Source organism: Edwardsiella sp. A.80236 (assembly GCF_044540725.1).
GTDB classification, from domain to species: Bacteria; Pseudomonadota; Gammaproteobacteria; order Enterobacterales; family Enterobacteriaceae; genus Edwardsiella; species Edwardsiella tarda.
Genome location: NZ_JBIUCY010000009.1, coordinates 95,272 through 113,037, shown reverse-complemented (window position 1 = coordinate 113,037; position 17,766 = coordinate 95,272). Strand labels below are relative to the sequence as shown.

Annotated in this window: 15 protein-coding genes; 5 read left to right on the top strand and 10 right to left on the bottom strand. The window is 58.8% G+C overall.

Translation table 11 applies throughout. From position 1 onward, the window contains the following. The gene (gene chaA, locus ACEQFP_RS09680) at nucleotides 1-1,107 is read right to left on the bottom strand and encodes a sodium-potassium/proton antiporter ChaA (protein WP_370545875.1); all 1,107 of its coding nucleotides are present in this window, start codon (nucleotides 1,105-1,107) and stop codon (nucleotides 1-3) included. 222 nt (nucleotides 1,108-1,329) lie between these two features. Between chaA and ACEQFP_RS09675 the strand changes: the two genes are divergently transcribed. Both ACEQFP_RS09675 and ACEQFP_RS09670 read left to right on the top strand, forming a co-directional pair. After that, complete coding sequence (locus tag ACEQFP_RS09675; protein ID WP_370548950.1) at nucleotides 1,330-1,902, top strand: DedA family protein; 573 nt, start codon at nucleotides 1,330-1,332, stop codon at nucleotides 1,900-1,902. Nucleotides 1,903-2,000: 98 nt separating this feature from the next. Further along, a complete protein-coding gene (locus tag ACEQFP_RS09670; RefSeq protein WP_370548949.1) occupies nucleotides 2,001-2,306 on the top strand; it encodes a YceK/YidQ family lipoprotein in 306 nt (101 codons plus the stop codon). Nucleotides 2,307-2,360: 54 nt separating this feature from the next. Here the strand turns inward: ACEQFP_RS09670 and ACEQFP_RS09665 are convergent, their stop codons facing one another. Beyond that, nucleotides 2,361-3,629, bottom strand: a complete 1,269-nt coding sequence (locus tag ACEQFP_RS09665; protein ID WP_396464281.1) for a M20 family metallo-hydrolase — start codon at nucleotides 3,627-3,629, stop codon at nucleotides 2,361-2,363. Nucleotides 3,630-3,647: 18 nt separating this feature from the next. Continuing rightward, nucleotides 3,648-4,925, bottom strand: a complete 1,278-nt coding sequence (gene dcuC, locus ACEQFP_RS09660; protein WP_005284671.1) for a C4-dicarboxylate transporter DcuC — start codon at nucleotides 4,923-4,925, stop codon at nucleotides 3,648-3,650. Between the two features lie 137 nt (nucleotides 4,926-5,062). On the opposite strand from dcuC (ACEQFP_RS09660), the gene ACEQFP_RS09655 reads away from it, so the two are divergent. Further along, complete coding sequence (locus ACEQFP_RS09655; RefSeq protein WP_005284674.1) at nucleotides 5,063-5,977, top strand: LysR substrate-binding domain-containing protein; 915 nt, start codon at nucleotides 5,063-5,065, stop codon at nucleotides 5,975-5,977. Nucleotides 5,978-6,322: 345 nt separating this feature from the next. Here the strand turns inward: ACEQFP_RS09655 and ACEQFP_RS09650 are convergent, their stop codons facing one another. The 5 genes from ACEQFP_RS09650 to iadA form a co-directional block, all read right to left on the bottom strand. After that, the gene (locus ACEQFP_RS09650; protein WP_396464264.1) at nucleotides 6,323-7,042 is read right to left on the bottom strand and encodes a phosphatase PAP2 family protein; all 720 of its coding nucleotides are present in this window, start codon (nucleotides 7,040-7,042) and stop codon (nucleotides 6,323-6,325) included. 116 nt (nucleotides 7,043-7,158) lie between these two features. Further along, nucleotides 7,159-8,001 carry a fumarylacetoacetate hydrolase family protein gene (locus tag ACEQFP_RS09645; RefSeq protein ID WP_109728444.1) on the bottom strand — a complete coding sequence of 281 codons (843 nt, stop codon included), beginning with the start codon at nucleotides 7,999-8,001 and terminating at the stop codon, nucleotides 7,159-7,161. Between the two features lie 31 nt (nucleotides 8,002-8,032). Next, entirely contained in the window at nucleotides 8,033-9,391 is a 1,359-nt protein-coding gene (locus ACEQFP_RS09640) for a 2-hydroxycarboxylate transporter family protein (RefSeq protein WP_005293044.1), read from the bottom strand. A gap of 303 nt (nucleotides 9,392-9,694) precedes the next feature. Further along, entirely contained in the window at nucleotides 9,695-11,161 is a 1,467-nt protein-coding gene (gene dcuC / locus ACEQFP_RS09635; protein WP_005284692.1) for a C4-dicarboxylate transporter DcuC, read from the bottom strand. A 4-nt stretch (nucleotides 11,162-11,165) separates the two neighbouring features. Beyond that, nucleotides 11,166-12,314, bottom strand: a complete 1,149-nt coding sequence (gene iadA, locus ACEQFP_RS09630; protein WP_097363971.1) for a beta-aspartyl-peptidase — start codon at nucleotides 12,312-12,314, stop codon at nucleotides 11,166-11,168. A 265-nt stretch (nucleotides 12,315-12,579) separates the two neighbouring features. Between iadA and ACEQFP_RS09625 the strand changes: the two genes are divergently transcribed. Then, complete coding sequence (locus ACEQFP_RS09625; protein ID WP_005284701.1) at nucleotides 12,580-13,479, top strand: LysR family transcriptional regulator; 900 nt, start codon at nucleotides 12,580-12,582, stop codon at nucleotides 13,477-13,479. A 231-nt stretch (nucleotides 13,480-13,710) separates the two neighbouring features. On the opposite strand, the gene ACEQFP_RS09620 is transcribed toward ACEQFP_RS09625, so the two are convergent. Next, a complete protein-coding gene (locus ACEQFP_RS09620; RefSeq protein WP_396464261.1) occupies nucleotides 13,711-14,250 on the bottom strand; it encodes a DUF2058 domain-containing protein in 540 nt (179 codons plus the stop codon). A gap of 276 nt (nucleotides 14,251-14,526) precedes the next feature. On the opposite strand from ACEQFP_RS09620, the gene dbpA reads away from it, so the two are divergent. Then, nucleotides 14,527-15,900, top strand: coding sequence for an ATP-dependent RNA helicase DbpA (dbpA, locus tag ACEQFP_RS09615; protein ID WP_396464279.1), 1,374 nt, complete (start codon nucleotides 14,527-14,529; stop codon nucleotides 15,898-15,900). Nucleotides 15,901-16,171: 271 nt separating this feature from the next. On the opposite strand, the gene ACEQFP_RS09610 is transcribed toward dbpA, so the two are convergent. Continuing rightward, a complete protein-coding gene (locus ACEQFP_RS09610) occupies nucleotides 16,172-17,326 on the bottom strand; it encodes a Tat pathway signal sequence (RefSeq protein ID WP_396464260.1) in 1,155 nt (384 codons plus the stop codon). Nucleotides 17,327-17,766: the final 440 nt, after the last annotated feature.

Genomic DNA, 17,766 nt, shown 5'->3' with positions numbered 1-17,766 from the left:
CTACAGGAACAGGGTCATCAGGTAGGCGACGAACAATGCCAGATGCGCCGCGCCGTTGAGCACATTGGTGCGGCCGGTGTTAAACGAGACCTGGCACAGCATCAGGGTGGCCAGCATCACCACCATCTGCGGCTCACCCAGCCCAAACAGCAGCGGCTGATCGGTCAGCAGGGCGATCAGTGTTACCGTCGGCACCGTCAGCGACAGGGTCGCCAGCACCGAGCCAAAAAACAGATTCATGGCGCGCTGCACCTGATTGGCCAGCACCGCCTTCAGGGCACCTAGCCCCTCAGGGGAGAGGATCAGCAGCGCGACCAGAAAACCGGTCATCTGCTGCGGCGCGTTCAAGGCGCCGAGCAGCCCTTCCAACGGCAGGGCGTTCAGCTTGGTGACCGCGATAACGGCGATAAGGTAGGCGACCAGCCAAGCGGCGTGCCACAGATTACGGTGGGATGAGGGCTTACCGTGGTGCGGATCGCTGGGATCGTCGCCTTCATCCTCATGCTCGTAGACGAACAGGCTTTGATGGGTGCGGGTCTGGATCAGCAGAAATACGCCGTACATGGCGGCCGATAACAGCGCGACTACCAGCGACTGACCGTGAGTAAAGTTATCGCCGGGCAGGGTCATCGGTAGCACCAGCACAATGATCGCCAGCGGGATCAGTGCGATCAGATACTGCTTGATCCCGCCCAGATTGACATACTGAGTGGCGAACTTATGGCCGCCGAGCAGCAGGGAAAAACCGACCAGCCCGCCGCTGACGATCATCACGATGGAGTAGAGCGTATCGCGCATCAACTCCGGCGCGGCTTTGCCGCTCACCATCAGGGCCGAAATCAGGCTGACCTCCAGGATCACCACTGACAGGGTCAGGATCAGCGAGCCATAGGGCTCGCCGAGGCGGTGGGCTAGGACATCCGCGTGACGCACCACGCTGAAGGCGCTGGCGAGGATCGCGATCAGCGCCAGTAGGTTGATCGCGGCCAGGGCACCCAGCGTGGTGGGCTGCGTCACCGCCAGCACCCCCAGCGCGATCAGCGGCAGGATCAGCTGATATTCGCTGTGGCGGGTATTGTGGTGGCTGGTTTTAATATGAGACTTCATGGATGGCACCCTCCTTTGAATGACTGCGCGCATACTGGCTGCGGGCGGGGCGGAATACCGCCGCGCTGACATTATCAAAAAAAAAGATATCCCATAACAGTTTTTGTGATTATTTGTATTTCTATTCAGCCAAGATTTAAGTATGGCCCATCGGATGCGTCGGCGTGACGCCGGACGTTTTTTCGGTATGATAGGCGCCCTGCGCAGTACTAAGGATGAACCATGATCGATGCAGTACGCTGGATAAGTGAATACGGCTATGTAGCCGTGGTGATTGGCAGCATTATCGAAGGCGAAACCATCGCCTTTCTGGCCGGGGCGGCGGCGCATAAACATCTACTCTTCTATCCCTGGGTAGTGCTGTTGACCATTCTCGGCGCGACCTTGGGAGATACCACGCTCTATTTCGTCGGGCGCTACTTTGGCACGCCGATCCTGCGGCGCTTTCCCGGCCAACAGGCCAAGATCAGCTATGTCCAGGCGAAGATCCGGCGTAATGAGAGCTGGTTGATCCTCGGCATGCGCTTCGCCTATGGGTTTCGCACCATCGGTCCGATCATCATCGGCTCTTCGGGCGTCCGCCCGGCCAAATTCATTCTCTTTAACGTACTGGGGGCTATCCTTTGGGCGTTGACTATCGTCACTCTCGGTTATGGGGCGAGCGAGTTATTGTTGCGCCTATTCGCTGATCCGCATCAGCGTCTATGGGCTGGCGGCGCGCTACTGCTTGGCTTGGCGCTGGCGTTGCTACTCCTCCGTTGGTATAAGAGACGCCGGCGCGACGCGCAACAGTGAGCCGCGGCAAAAAAATCGGCACGCAGGATGCGCGCCGCTAGGTCGTTGGGACGATCTTGATTATCATCGATGCTTAGCGACATTTCAGGGAGATAAACATGAAACAGCGACTGTTGAGGGCCGCATTGATCGGCGGTGTCACGGTGTTGTTGGCGGGATGCGGCAGCATTATGGGACGAACCACCATGCAGGATGGTCACACCTATTACCCCGGCGTGCGCAACGACATGGCGCGCGTCAGCGGATCCGGGAATTATGACTACGATTTTTTGACGCGCAGTCGCGCCTTTATCGATCTTCCCTTCTCCTTATTGGCCGATACCCTGTACGCACCGGTGGACTATTTTCATGGCCCCTATGACGGCAAGGGCGCCTCGGATGAGGCGACCCCGCCGCGACGCTGAGTGGCTAACGCCCGGCCAGCCATATGGTGTGATGAGCCGGGCGATCTGGGGGGGTTAGCGCTGGCAGAGGCGCTCGACACAGGCGCTAAAGAGAGCAACGCCCTGGCCCAGCACGGCCTCGTCAAAATCGAAGGCGGACTGATGGTGGCCCGCCGTCAGATCGGCGCCCAGTACGATATAGGCCGCCTGGCCACCGTGCGCCTGTACTCGCTCCACCAGCAGCGTGGCATCCTCGCTGCCGCCAAAGCTGGCCTCTCCGATGCGCAGATCCAGCTGCTGGCTGGCGATATCCGCTACCAGCGTCATCAGCGTCGCATCGTTGTGGAGATCGACGGCGCTGCCCATTACCTGATGTTCGACCCGTAGCGCGAAGCTCTGTGCGATGCCCTCGGCGATACGCAGGACCTGTTGCTGCATATAATCATTGATGGCGCGGTTCTCCCCACGAACCTCTAACTGCATCTCGGCATAGGCGGGGATCACGTTACGCCCTTCGCCGGCACGTAGCGTACCGATGTTGATGCGTGACATCCCCGCGCTGTGTCGAGGGATCGCCAGGAGTTGGGTCACGCAGTGGCAAGCGCCCGCCAAGGCGTTGGCTCCCCCCTGAGGCATCATACCGGCATGCGCCGGGGCGCCGAAGAACCGCAGATCCAACTTGGTGGTGCAGAGAAAATCGCGTGGATCGACGACGATCTCGCCGCTGGGAACACCCATGCCGATATGGGCCGAGAGGAAATAGTCAACATCGTCTAGGATCCCCCCTTCCGCGACCGGTTTGGCGCCGCGCACCCCTTCCTCCGCCGGTTGAAACAGCAGCTTCACCGTGCCGCAGAGGCGATCGCGTAATGCATACAGTGTCTGGGCGACGCCGAGCCCGATGGTCATGTGGCCGTCATGCCCGCAGGCATGCATGCAGCCGGGATGGCGCGAGGCGAAGCCGGCCGCCTGTGGCCGATGTTGCGGTGCCTCGCTTTCATGGACGGCGACGCAGTCGATGTCGAAGCGCAGGGCAATGGTTGGCCCCGGACGGCCCGTTTCCAGTAGGGCGACGCAGCCGGTTAATGCCGCCATCTCGGCCAGCAGTGCCGCCTCGACCGGGAAGGCCCGCGCGCGCGCTAGGCCTTGGGCCACCTCCTCCTCGTTACGTCCCTGGATATGCTCACGGGAGAGAAATGCCGCGCCCGGTAATACGCGGTAGCCCATGGCGCGTAACATCTCGATCAAACGGGCGGTGGTAATGAATTCGCTCCAGCCGGGCTCGGGAAGCTGGTGGAACATCCGACGCCATTGGCGTAGCTGCTCCGTATCGGAAAGGATCATCATGATCTCCCTATAGCATTAAAGAAAAAATAGCGCGACGTACAACACGGCGACGATGGCGCCTGGCGCGGTGCGCTTGGCGATATCGACCGGACTGACACCCGCCAGCCCGGCGCAGACGATGGCGGCTCCGGCGAGCGGCGACATATTACGGCCGAGAGCCGAGGCGAGCATGACGCCAGCCCCCAGATTATTGACCTGATAGCCAAAATCACCGGCGTGCGGGGTGACGGCTTCGTTAAAGGCAAAGGCGGTGGCGTCGCCGGTACCGGTGATCAGCCCCATCAGAAAGGGGCCGAGGGTGCCGCCCCAGCGGGCGAACTCCGGCGAGTCGGTCAGCAGTTGGATGAACGCCTTGATTAAGCCGACGGCGTTGAGCCCCTCGATGAAGACGGCCGCGGCGATGATGATGCCGAGGATGTTGGCGTAGGAGGCGCCCATACCGTCGAAGAAACTTTTGGTCAGTGCGCTGGGGCTCACGCGGGTGATGAGTAACGCGTACAGAGAGCCGATGATCATCGCCGCGGGCACCCCCATTTTGCTACTGCCGAGCCAGCCCAGGCTGGAGCACACCAACAGGAGTACCGGGAGAAACGGGGCGAGGGTTTGGAGATAAAAACGCAGGTTGCGCAGCGGCTCCTCTTGCTCACGCGCTCCGTCTTGCAGGGTTGCACCATCCGGATGGTAGTTCAGGCCGTGGCTGGCAAAGGCGACCAGGGTCAGGCAGACGGCGCAGATCACGGCGCAGATGATGGTCGTCGGGGCATGATAGAAGACGAAATCCATCAGTGGCGTCTTGGAGATATGGGAGATAAAGGCATTATGCGCCACGCCAGGATTCAGGTAGGCGCCCAGCGTGCCCGAGAGCACGGCGCCGCCGGCGATGGCAGGGTGGACGCGAGCGGCGATCAGCAGGGGGATCAGCGTAGCCCCCACCGCCGCCGAGACGCCGGCGGCAGAGGGGATGGCGATGCAGATGACGAAGGTGACGGCAACGGCTGTCGGCACCAGCAGAAAGCCCAGCTTGCTCAGACCGCGCGTTAATAGGCGGACCAAACACATATCGCAGCCGGTAAATTTCATCACATAGGCAAAGCCCATACTGCTACAGATAGACTCGATCAAGCCCGATGTGGTCATGCGTGTAGTGAACGCGTTGAATGCATTCATCGGCGCGAGGGAAATAATACATAATAGAATCCCGGCACCGATTAGTGTGGTGCGGGTGTCGTAGCGTTTAATCAATAAAATGACCGTGGCAATTAATACCGCGACGCCTAAGATTATTGTCAGCATAAAAATCGCTCCCCAGTTTGATGCTCTTTTTTATGATGGTTAAAGTCAGTATGATGCTTATAGATTTAACGGAAAATTGGTGGCAGGGTAATATGCTATTAGTTTTACGATGATAAAAAAAACTGATAGGGGGAGCGATGCGTTATTTGCCAAAAATACAACAATTGAAGGTATTTAATGAGGTGATCCGCAGCGGGAGCATACGGGCTGCGGCGCGAAAGATGGATCAGTCGCAACCGGCTTTAACCCGTACACTCAAGGAGTTAGAGCATCATATGGGCGCGACGCTGTTGATCAGAAGCAACGAGGGCGTGACTCTGACGGATGCCGGGAAGTCCTTTGCGATTCGTGCTCACTTGATTCTGGAAGAGTTAGAAAAGGCGGCGGAGGAAGTTGAGCAAATAACTAAGAATAGCCATGGCCATGTCGCCCTAGGTATTTCTTCGCTGTTCGGAATAACGGTGTTAAATAAAGTGTTGAATGATTTTAAACAGGGGTTTCCAGCGACCGTGATTAATGTTAAGGAAGCACAGCTTTCTACATTATTACCCAGTTTACGTGACGGGAGGCTCGATTTTGCCATAGGGACATTGACGGATGAAATGCCACTGGGAGACTTTATTTCTATACCGTTATTTGATGCGCCATTTTGTATTGTCGCAAGGCGCGGACATCCGTTAGCGAATTGTCGTGAGTTAGCGGCATTATGTCAGGCCAAGTGGGTGATGCCGGAAACGGATATGGGCTATTACCATCATATCCGTTGCATTATCCCGTTCGACCACCCGGATAATCCGCACTACCCCATCTTGACGGATTCTACGGTGTGCATAATGAATCTGGTGATGAATGGTGACTACCTGACCATTTTGTCCCGGGCGCGTCTGCGTGAGGCGCGCTTTGGCGGGGTGCTGACGGCGTTACCGATCGAACAGTTCCATCTGCCGGTCGGGCATTATGGATTGATTTACCCGCGCAAGCGCCCGTTGACGCAGGCGGCGCAGGCGTTGATCGAACAGTTTCGCTGGCACTGCCAGCACCATGATTGGTAAGGGGGACAGGCCGCGTGTGGCGCAACGCGTTCACGACACCTCCCGCTGTCATCGCCGCACCGGGGCGCCTGCCTGTGTGAGCGGCCCCGTCGCACAGCGTCAAGCGCCTCGAGACGGAGGGCACCGCCCTTCCGCGTCGTCCGCTAGCATGATCTCCACGAGTACGCGGCTCGCCAGGCTGCCGCGTGGGATGCGGCGGGGGGCACCCACGCCGGGTGATAATATTTTCTGATACGGTGGGTGAGGATGGCGCAAGCGGCTTGCCCCCGCCTAACTGCATGCGCCGTTAGGCGGGGCGTCCAGCGCGCTGCCGTTGCCATGGGGAGTCCGTGGACGGGATAAGGCTCAGTGAGCGAGGCGTTGGAACTCCGCCTTGGCGGCGGCCAGATCGCGCTCGAACGACGGCTGTGCGTGCAGGCTCGCGACGAAGGCGGATCCCAATAACCGTCCCTGATCGACATCACTCTGCCAGTGGGCGCCGCAGATCACTCGACTCTGGCCGAATTGATAGCCGCGTTGCAGTAATTCGTTTTGGCGTGCCGGGTTGATTTCGGCCAACACCAGCGCGACGGCCCAACCGAGCGTGGCATGGCCGGAGGGATAGGAGCCAGAGTTTGCCATCTCCTGATCATATTTGGGAGTGCAGGTATGCCCATGGTTAAACACGAATGGGCGCTGACGCCGGTAATGATCTTTGGCGGAGCGTAGGGTGGGGTTATGGCTATCGGCCATGATGTTATCGAGCAGCCGCGTAATGGCCGGTGTGGTTTTGGCGCTGATCGTCATGCCGAAGGCGGGGGAGAAGAGGGCCGGGATCTGTTTATAGTTGCCGTCGTTAGCCGCCTGCTCGATACGTTGCGCGCCATAGATGGCATCTTTCGCCTGGTAAACGGCCTGGTCTTGGAGAAAGGCGACAGAGTCGTAGCTCGGCGGAGGGGGGAGGATCTTGACCGCATCCGGTGCCGTTTGCGGGGTCAGGTAGACCCCCTGGGCGCTGGCGTAGGCGTGTCCGCCCAACAGTAGGGCGGTGGTCAATAGAAGAGCATGGTACTTATGACCCAACATAAATCGATCTCCAATAGATAACAGCCATGCGGCGCACCCAGTAGACCGCAGGCCGACTGGGAGAATACGCCGTCAGAGGGGGCGCACGGTCGTGTCCCGTGCGCAGTGATGTGCCGTTAGAGTACGCCTTCGACGATGCGGTTACTGAGATGTCCCACACGTTCGATCTCGACTTCGACGCAATCACCCGGCTGCATAAACAGGGGAGGATGGCGTTTCTTGCCCACACCGCCCGGTGAACCGGTAATGATCACATCGCCGGGACTCAGCAGGGTAAAGGTGCTGATGTACTCCACGAGCTGGGCGATGGGATGGATCATCGCGGCGGTGTTGTCCTCTTGCACCACATGGCCGTTTAAGCGAGTAAGGATACGCAGCTGTTGAGGGTCGGGGATCTCATCGCCCGTCACCAGCCACGGGCCGAAGGCGCCGGTCCGGCTCCAATTCTTACCGGCGGTGAACCAGCTATGCTGCCAGTCACGTACCGAGCCATCCATGTAGCAGCTGTAGCCTGCGACATGCTCCAGCGCTTGGCCGCGGGAGATGTTGCTGCCCCCTCGGCCGATCACCACGGCTAATTCCCCTTCGTAATCGAACTGTTGCGATTGCAACGGTTTCAGCAGTGGGGTCATGTGCCCGGTCTGCGAGTCGGCGAACCTGACGAATAGCGTCGGCGCGGGATCTTGCTGATCGAACTCGCGGCGCTTATCCGGGTAGTTCATGCCGACGCAGAGGATCTTATTGGGATTATCGATCACCGGCAGGAAGGTGACCTCGATATAGTCGATATCGACCGGCTGCTGCTCGAATACACGGGCCTCCTCCAGCGCTTGGGCGCCGAGCAGGCTTTTGAGGTCGTCATAGTAGAGACCGAGGCGTCGCTTCAAGTCGATGATGCCTTCCGCTCGCGCGATGCCATAACTGCGTTGTCCACGATACAGATAACTAACGAGTTTCATAATAATGATGACTTAATCGGTTGAAGTAGGGTTACAGTAATACTTTGCCCAAAAATAGCAGGGCCAGGGAGACGTTAATGGCCCCGCCGATACGCGTCGCGATCTGGGCGAAGGGCATCAGTGCCATACGGTTGCCTGCGGTCAGGATGGCCACATCGCCGGTACCGCCTTGTCCACTCTGGCAGCAGGAGACGATGGCCACATCGATCGGGTGCATCCCGATCCGTTTACCCACGATAAAGCCGGTGGCGACCAGGGTGACGACGGTGCTGACGATCACCGCGAGGTTCGCCAGCGTGAAGGCGTTAACCAACTCCTGCCAAGGGGTGATGGCGACCCCGACGGCGAACAGGATCGGGTAGGTGACCGAAGTCCGGAAGAAGTGGTAGACGATTTGCGAACCCTGCATGATGCGCGGCGAGACGCCGTGTGCCAACTTGATCAGGACGGCGACGAACAGCATGCCAACCGGTGCGGGCAGACCGATTAAGCGGTGTCCCAGCATCCCGACCATGTACAGCAGCACCGCCAGTAGTGCGCCGGAGGCCAGGGCGGAGATATCGAGCTTATCGCTGCCGGTGTCGGTCAAGGCGGCCATCTGTGTTGCGTTATCCCCTGCGCGACGCGGCATCAGTTCGCCTTCTCCGGTCAGGTGTGGGAAGCGCTTGCCCAGCATGTTCAGCGATCCGGCAATCACGATGGCCGTCAGGCTGCCCAGCATGACGATCGGCAGGATACGCCCCAAGGCGACACCCTGTTGCATATGCAGTAGGGTCGCATAGCCCATAGAGAGCGGGATGGCGCCTTCGCCGACCCCCCCGGCCATGATGGGCAGGATGAGGAAGAAGAAGGTTTGGAACGGCGCGAGACCCAAGGCGTAACCGACGCCCATACCGACCAGCATGCCGGCGATCTCACCGCAGAGCATAGGGAAAAAGATACGCATAAACCCTTGGATCAGGGTGCTGCGATTCATGCTCATAATGCTGCCGACGATAATGCAGCAGATATAGAGATAAAGAATATTGCTGCTTTTAAAAAATTGCGTGGTTGAAGTGACCACCGTCTGAGGTAATACCCCATAATAGACCATGGCCGACGGAATAAAGGTGGCACAGATTGCCGCCGCACCCATTTTGCCAACGATCGGTAGCCGCTTGCCAAATTCACCACAGGCAAAACCGAAGAAGGCCAGCGTGGCAACCATGACCACGATATTATTCGGTAGACTATCATTGAGACAATCTACAGCAATTAATATACCAGCGAGAACAAATAACGGTAAGGGAATAATTCCCACACGCCAATTGTCCATGATGTTCCACCACAGCGTTTTCAGCGATGACGCGGGGTAGGTAAGCGAATTCACGTCTTGTTCGGATGTGTTCATTATGCAGCCCATTTATTTTTATGCGGGCAATATATATAGCATGCTAATTTTTTGTGAAAATGTGATCGCTGCGCGATCTGTCGTCAGATGTTTATTTTCTTATTCTATCTTAATTTATTTAATTAGAGTGATAGGGTAAAAAATGTTTTTTATTTATTTAAAGGAGAATATACCAGTTATTAATTGGTGGTATCGCTTAGCTTATTGATCGATAAGCGTAAGGCTCGGCATTAAGGTATTAACCAGTGGTGAGGGAAATAAACGAAAAAAACGACTCCCAGAGTGTGGGAGTCGTTGGGGCGATTAGCCGGCGTGTTGCTGGCTAGTATTTTTCTTGCGCGCCATGGCGTATAGGGCAGCGATCATGATGATCATGATCAGGGCGATGAAAGGCAGTACCGATAACAGTTGCCCGGAGCGGTAGAAGGTCAACAGCAGCATGAAGCACCAACCGCCGAGCATCGGGATGAGGGTACGGCGTACGATATCGACCTGTGAGATGCCGGCGATGCCGGCGACGGCGATGATCACCCCGGCGATCGGCGAAATGGTGCGTCCCATACCGGCGGAGATCTGCACCGGCAGGATCATCTCGGCGGTACTGCCGCCGACGCGCTTGGCGATATCTGGCAGCATCGGTGCGAATGAGAAGAAGGCGGCGTTGCCGGAGCCCATCAGCGCGGCGATAGTGAAGGTTAACAGGGCCATCAGCAGCACCACCACGCCACTACCGAATCCGGCGTTGCTGGCCAGTTCCAACAGGTCATGCACCGCACCGATCGACTTCAACCCCTCGGCGAAGGTTTGGCCGGCGACGATTAAGGTCACCACGGTGGCGAACACCTTACCCATGTTGCTAAAGACCACACTGAGTCCCGCCATGACGGGCTTGGCGGCACGGAAGCGCAGGTATTCACACAGCATGGAGAGCGCAACGCTGATCAACACGGCGGTATTCATGTTGATGATGATTGTACCGACGCCTAACTTGCTGAAGGTCAACATAAAGAACAGCGGCAGCATGGGCAGCAACACATAGTGCAGCGGGGCGTCGCTCTGCGTCTCCTGTAGCTTCTCCTGATCCAGATTAACCTCTTCGGCCATGGCACCGTCGCGGCGGTCGAAGTAGCGTTGCACCAGGATGTGCAACAGCGCGACCACCAGGATGGTCAACACGGCGACGGGTAACTGCTGGTGGATAAAGTATTCGGTGATATCCACCCCCGAGGTTTGCGCCGCCATGATGGAGTTGCCGGATCCGGGGCCGAATTCGATGGCACAGGTACTGGCAAGTACCGCCGCCGCCGCCGCGCGGCTACAGCCCAGGCGCGTCAGTACCGGATACAGGGTCGCCATCAACAGCAGGCTTAACCCCGTGGCGCTGGTGATAAACAGCGACAGCGTCTGGCCGAGGATAAAGGCGATGCCCAGCAGCAGGTAGGGAGAGTTGAGGCGCTGCAATGGGCGTGCCGTCACGCGCACCAGCGCCTGGCTGGCGCCGATGGCGGACATATACATGGCAAAGCCGCCGATCAGCATGATTTGCAGACCGAGCCCACCGCCCATCTTTTGGAACAGCTGGTTAATGTACTCCAGCAGATCGAAGCCGATCCAACCGGTTGACTTGCTAATAAAGGTGGCGTCATTGGTGAAGACGGCGATGGCCATCATCACCAGGCCGCTCAGTAATAATACCGCCTGGGGATTATAGTTTTTTAAGATCAGGCGCCCGGCAAATAGCACGGCGCACAGCGCGATCAGTAGACTCATTCTCTCAGTTTCCTTGTTCAAAGTTACCCATGGCCAGATACTCCTCTCCCTTCAGCATCAAGCGGCCACGGGCATAGACGCGTTCGGGGCGCAGATTATCGTCGAATAGACACAGGTCTGCATCCTTTCCGGGTAAAATCCTGCCTTTATCGATTCCCAGGGCCTCGGCGACGTTGGCGCTGACCATCGCCAGTGCCTGGGCTAGAGGAATCTGCTGATCGACCAGTTGCGGCAACAGCAATAGGTTACCGTCGAGCGGTGCCGCCTCCAACGCCACCATATTGCCCTGCGCATCGAAGCGCGGCATGCTGCCGTTACCGTCGGAGCTGATGGTGATCCGGTCGGCGGCGACGCCCGATTCGAGTGCCAACTTCACCGCACAGGCCGGTTCCAGGAAGCGGCTACCACCGGAGGTGACATCGATGTGACCACCGGCGCGGGCGAAGGCGATGGCGTCGGCGAACAGCGCCTCGGTACGCGCCACATGGGTCGGCGAGATGTGATGGATGGGCAGGCCTCGCGCCAGCAGCTCGTTGATCTGCGCAAAGGCATCGGGCAAGGCGCCGAGATGAATGTGTAGTAACCCCTTCTTGCCCGCCAGTAGGGCGGCGACCCGAATATCGGAGACGATGCGCAGCAACTCTTGGCTGGTGGGGAAGGAGCCACGGTGGTCGGCCAGGGCGATCTTCACGCCCAATACCCGCTCGATGAAGGCGATGTCGTCGCGGATTGTGCCGCTGATGGTCCGCGTCGGTAGCTCGTAGGAGCCGGTATGCATATAGGCGCTTAATCCCTCCCGATTCAGCCCCTGCATCTTGGCGTACAGATCCTTGGGTGAGCGTGAGATCCCATCGGTCCCGAGGACGCCCACCACACAGGTGGTGCCAGCGCGCACGAGGCGTGACAGCGAGACCGCCGGGGTGCGGCTGGCGAAGCCACCTTCGCCTCCGCCCCCGATCAGATGCACATGTTGGTCGATGAGACCGGGTGCTAATATCTTGCCCCGACAGTCGATCACCTCGCACTGGCCGGGTAGGGCGGCCACCTGTAACGCGGTATCGATGGCGACGATTTTTTCACCGCACAGCAGCACATCTTGACGCCCCAGATAGCGGGGTTGGTAGACTTCGGCATTCTTCAGCAGGGTAAACATGGGCATCTCTCCTGGTTGTGGCGTTATGCGTGCGTCACCGATGAGGGCTCGGCGGGCGGCGCGTGGGGAATGGTAGGCAATCGGCGCGGGCACAGCGGCAAATACTTGCGGCGCGCTACGCCTGAGGGTGGTGCAAGGGTGGTGCAGTACGATTTCGTGCCGCACCACGCAGGAATTTATTGAGATAAAATATAATATCGCCACGCTTTATGTGACTATTGCTTATTGAGCATGGGGTTATGCCGTCAGAACATAGGATGTCGCGATGGATGTAAAATGGTTGGAGGATTTTCTCAGCCTGTATCGGCTGGGGAACTTTTCGGCGGCGGCCAAGGCGCGTAATGTCACGCAACCGGCATTCAGCCGCCGCATTCGGGCCTTAGAGATCTGGTTAGGGGTGCCGCTGTTCGATCGCAGTAGTAATCCCATCGCGCTGACCCCCTATGGTGAGAAGTTTCTCCCCTCCGCCGAGGATATTCTGGCGCGCATCCACGATGTGAAGTTCGATTTTGCCCAATTGGCGGTTCAGTCCGATGAGACGGTACGTATCGTCAGCCTACATACCTTTGCCGTCAACGTGTTGCCCGCGCTGCTCGACGCGCTCGGCGAGGCGTTGGCGGGGATCAATGTGGTGGTCAATCCGGGATTGCAGGGGGTGGATAATCACTTTAATACCCTGCTGGAAAACAGCGCCGATCTGTTGATGGTGTACGATATCGACGGCGCACGCCCGAACGCCGTCGAGAGGGAGGGGTTGCAGGCACACCTGTTGGCCCACGAGACATTGATTCCGGTGATCTCGCGTAACCTCGCCGCGCGCCAGGATGCGACGCAACCGTTGCCTTATCTGGCCTACAGCGACTTCTCCTTCATCGGCCGGGTGGTGGCGCCGCTATGTCGTCAGGCACCCAGGGCGTTGGCGAAGTGCTACGAGACCAGCATGAGCGAAGGGCTCAAGCATATGGTGCTGCGCGATCGGGGCTTGGCCTGGCTGCCGCTCTCGATGATCCACCAGGAGTTAGCTCAGGGGGTGATTTGCAACGCCTTTCCTGACCATCCTCAGCTCAGTTGTTGTTTACCGATCCTGCTGTATAAACGGCGCGAGAGCTGTCGCCCGGCGGTGGAGCGTTTCTGGCAGGCGGCGACGGCCTGTTGCCTACCTTGAGCCGCGCCTCGCGGCGGGATGTCGGGGGATGGGCGCTTAGCCGTGCCGGCGGCGGTTATGGCGCAATCTCACATAGCTAAGGCGTAACCGGTGATCGGGTCGGGATGATCTCGTCGGGGTGTGGGCGCCGATGCACCTGGCGTCCGTTCATCCCGACCCACGTCGTCTGCGGCGCGACAAAGGTCGCGCGGGCGATCCCCACTCATCCTCCCTTGAGGCAGGCCGCCTGGTTTACCACATCAGATCATCCGGCACCTTAAAGTCGGCGTACGGATCGTCCTCATCCTGCGCCTCCTGACTCAGGGCGCTGTGCAAGACGATGCTCTCGGCGTCCCGCTGCGCAATCTTATCGGCGACGCTCGCCGGGATCACCGCGTACTCAGTGGCGCCGTTAGTGTCGATGGCGAGACGCGCGATGGCGAGACGACCATTGACCAACTGGCTGTGCGTCAACTTATCGAGGGTGATTTTCTTGATGAGGTTGCCATCGGTAAAGTTAAAGTCGATATCACCTTTTTTCAGGCTGATTCTATTCATTTCGATCAGTTGCTTCACCTGGGCTTTAATTTCTTTCGCCAGGGTGGCCTGCTTCTGCTGTTCGCTGAGCTGCTTGTCCCGTTCGAGTTGCGCCTGTTTCTTTTCTTCCACCGCTTCGCGCGCCTCTCGGGCCTGGACGCGTGATTTTTTTGCCGTTCTCTGGACTTTGGCTATCTTCTTACTGGTCACCAGTCCCGCTTTTAACAGCTGCTCTTGCAAGGTCAGTTTGGTCATATTGGTATCTAAATCCGCTAAGTTATGTCGAGGATTATACCTGTAATTCTACGCTCTGTAGCAAGTCGCCGGGGAAAATGAGGCTTAAAGGTAGGCGAGTCGGCTCCACTCCCGCCATGTTGGGACGAGACACGTGCCCCCAGGAGGGCGGTACGCTATACGCCGTGACACCCAGAAAAAATCCCGACAGCGCCGAGACGATTGGATGGTATTATGTCGCCTCGACGTCCGGGCAATAACGCTCGGGCGGCTTTTCTACCCGCTGAGACTATCATTGTGACCTCCTTTGCCGAACTGAATGCCCTTTCCGCCGAACAACTCAATAACCTCAAGGAGCTGGGTTACCAGACCATGACGCCGGTACAGGCGGCGACCCTGCCAGCGATTCTGGCGGGTAAAGATGTCCGTGCGCAGGCGAAGACCGGGAGCGGGAAGACGGCGGCGTTTGGGCTCGGTCTGTTACAGCATATTGATGCTAGCCAGTTTATTACCCAGTCACTGGTACTCTGCCCGACCCGTGAACTGGCCGATCAGGTGGCGAATGCCTTACGCAATCTGGCGCGCTGCATACCGAATATTAAGGTGCTGACGCTGTGCGGTGGCCTGCCGTTCAGCGTGCAACGTAACTCATTGACCCACGCGCCGCACATCATCGTCGCCACGCCGGGCCGACTGCTCGACCATCTGCAAAAAGAGACCGTTAGCCTGGCCGCCTTGCAGACACTGGTCCTGGATGAGGCGGATCGGATGTTGGATATGGGCTTCGCCGATGCCCTCGACGAGGTGATCGCCTGGGCGCCGGAAAAGCGCCAGACGCTGCTGTTTTCCGCCACGTGGCCATCGGCGATCGCCGCCATCAGCCGCCGTATCCAGCGCGATCCGCTGAGCATCGAGATCGACACCGTCGATGCCTTGCCCGCCGTGGAGCAACGCTTTTACGAGGTCGCCCGTAGCGCGAAGCTCGGCCTGTTGCAGACGCTGTTAAGCCAGTATCAACCCGCCTCCTGTGTGGTGTTCTGCAATACCAAGAAAGATTGCCAGGCGGTGGGGGATGCATTAAATGAGGCGGGCCAGAGCGTGCTGGTCTTGCATGGGGATATGGAGCAGCGGGAGCGTGACCAGACATTGGTCCGCTTCGCCAATGGCAGCAGCCGGGTGCTGGTGGCGACGGATGTGGCGGCGCGAGGGCTGGATATTAAGGCTCTGGAGATGGTCATCAACTACGAACTCGCCTGGGATCCCGAGGTGCATGTGCATCGCATCGGGCGTACCGCCCGTGCTGGCGAAAGCGGATTGGCCATTAGCTTCTGTGCACCGGAGGAGGCCCAACGCGCCAGCGTGCTGGAGGAGATGCTGGGTCTCAATCTTAACTGGCAACCGCTACCGAGCGGGGTACGCGTCGTCCCGCTGGCGGCGGCGATGGCGACCCTATGTATCGATGGCGGCAAGCGCGCCAAGATGCGTCCAGGCGATATCCTCGGGGCATTGACTGGCGATCTGGGGCTGGAGGGGGCAGATATCGGTAAGATCGATCTCCATCCGACCCACGCCTATGTCGCCGTGCGTCAGGCGGTCGCCCGCCAGGCGTGGAAGCGTCTACAGCAGGGGAAGATCAAGGGCAAGGCGGTTAAGGTTCGCCTGCTGAAGTAACGGCGACGAGCCGCGATGCCGGATGTGCCTGCGAGGGTGCGGGTCGGCATCGGCGGCTCTGGCCTTGATGGTCTGGCTGGCTCATCACACCGCCTTTGGCTGATCCCGGAGGCGATCGCCGAGACGATGCGCCGGTTTGTTCACCCACTCACTCACATCCTCTCCGCCCGTGCCCGGCGATCGGGCCGCGTGGTCCTTAGCGTGGTGAGCGACGGCGCGGCCTGCGGATAGGGGGCGCGATGGCGCCCCTTTGATCCCGCAGAGATCGCGCTTATGCCGCGGCCACGACGCCGTGCATCAATGCCCGGACCGCGCCCTCGCCTTGGGTCAGATAGGCATGATGCACACGCATCGCGCTGTGCGCCGAATACAGCCGGTTGCGTAGCGCATTAAAGGCGTCGCCATCCGGTGCGATGCCATAGTCTTGGCGGGCGAGGTGTTGCAGGAGCGGTAGGGTTTGCTTCACCGCCGGGCCCGAGAGGACAAAGTCATGATCGCCCAGGTGGCAAATATACCCCTCTTGCTGGGCAATATTCTTCAGGGTCAGGCCGTTGCCTCGCTGGGCGACTAATCCATAGGCGACGGGGTCGCGGCCCGCAATGATGGCGGCCGCCGCGAGCCAGCCTGCAATTTGCGCCTCACTCTCGGCATTGGAGGGCGGTTGGTGCGCGCAGGCCGTCGCGACCACCAACTCTGGCGGCAGCTTCCGGTAAATCAGCTCGGCAAGGGATAGAATATGATGTTCGCCGGTGCCTGCCAGTGTCTGCTCCTGACGGCTGGCATGATCCGCCTGCCACTGAAAAACATACGGTTTATGCAGATCGTGTAGCAGTTGGGCGGCGAGCGCAATGTCACGCTCAACCTGGTAGCCATAGACATCGGTATAGGTCGCGATGATCCCGTTAGTGATCGCGACATTGGCCGCGACATGGGTCGCGAGTCCACCTGGGTAGGCATGATGACTCTGGTAACCGCTCCCCGGCGCGCTGAAAAACGCCTCACCATCGTTACGCTGTGGGGGAAGAGGGGGAAGAAAATCTGCCTCCTGGGCGTCGGTGTAGCCTTTCGCGCGGAGCTCCTGCCAAACGGCGCGGCGTTCATCGCTACTCATGCGGGCGATAGACAGCGGCACCGGCTGGCGATAGAGCGCGCCGATCGTCTGCTGTAACGCCTGATCCTGGATAGTGGCGATCTGGTCTTGTAAATAGCCCCGCGCCTGTTGAATGAGCGGTGAGCTCGCGGCCATCTCTTCCGGTGTTAGCGCACGACATTCTGCTAGGCTTATCGGCTGTAGCGCGGCGGGCATGACCCGATCGCTGAGCGGCGGTGAGACGCGCGTCTCGGCATGGATTGGCGGAAGAAAGAGGGCGGCGGTTGCGACGCTGGCGCTTTTGAGAAAGTGTCGCCGTATGGGGTCATAGATCATCGTTTATCCCTTATCGAGTGGGTCTATTGTCATTTGTCATGGGCAAAAAGCGTAACAGCGCTTTATGACGCGGCGATGAATGGCGATGACCCTGTACGTACCATCGTGGGGCGTGGGGGAAGTGTGTGACTGTGCAGCCTGAACAGGCGGGGGCTGCTTTAGTGGCAGGGGCTGCGTCAGTCCAATGATATAAAACAAGCAACTGCATCATGATAGCATTTAGCTAAGTAGCATTGCGTAGCACGACTGCGTGCGCAGCGAATGCCCATTTCAAAATTTCCCTGCTTGAGCAGCTTGTTATCACGGAACCCGATGCTCGCACAGCAATGTGTTTGTGCACGCCCAAAACATGAGCTAACTCTACTTGCGCAGTAAAAATTACCACCCAGCACGCTACAGAGCGTTACATCTGGTGACTTAGAGTGCATGCCGCGTTACTA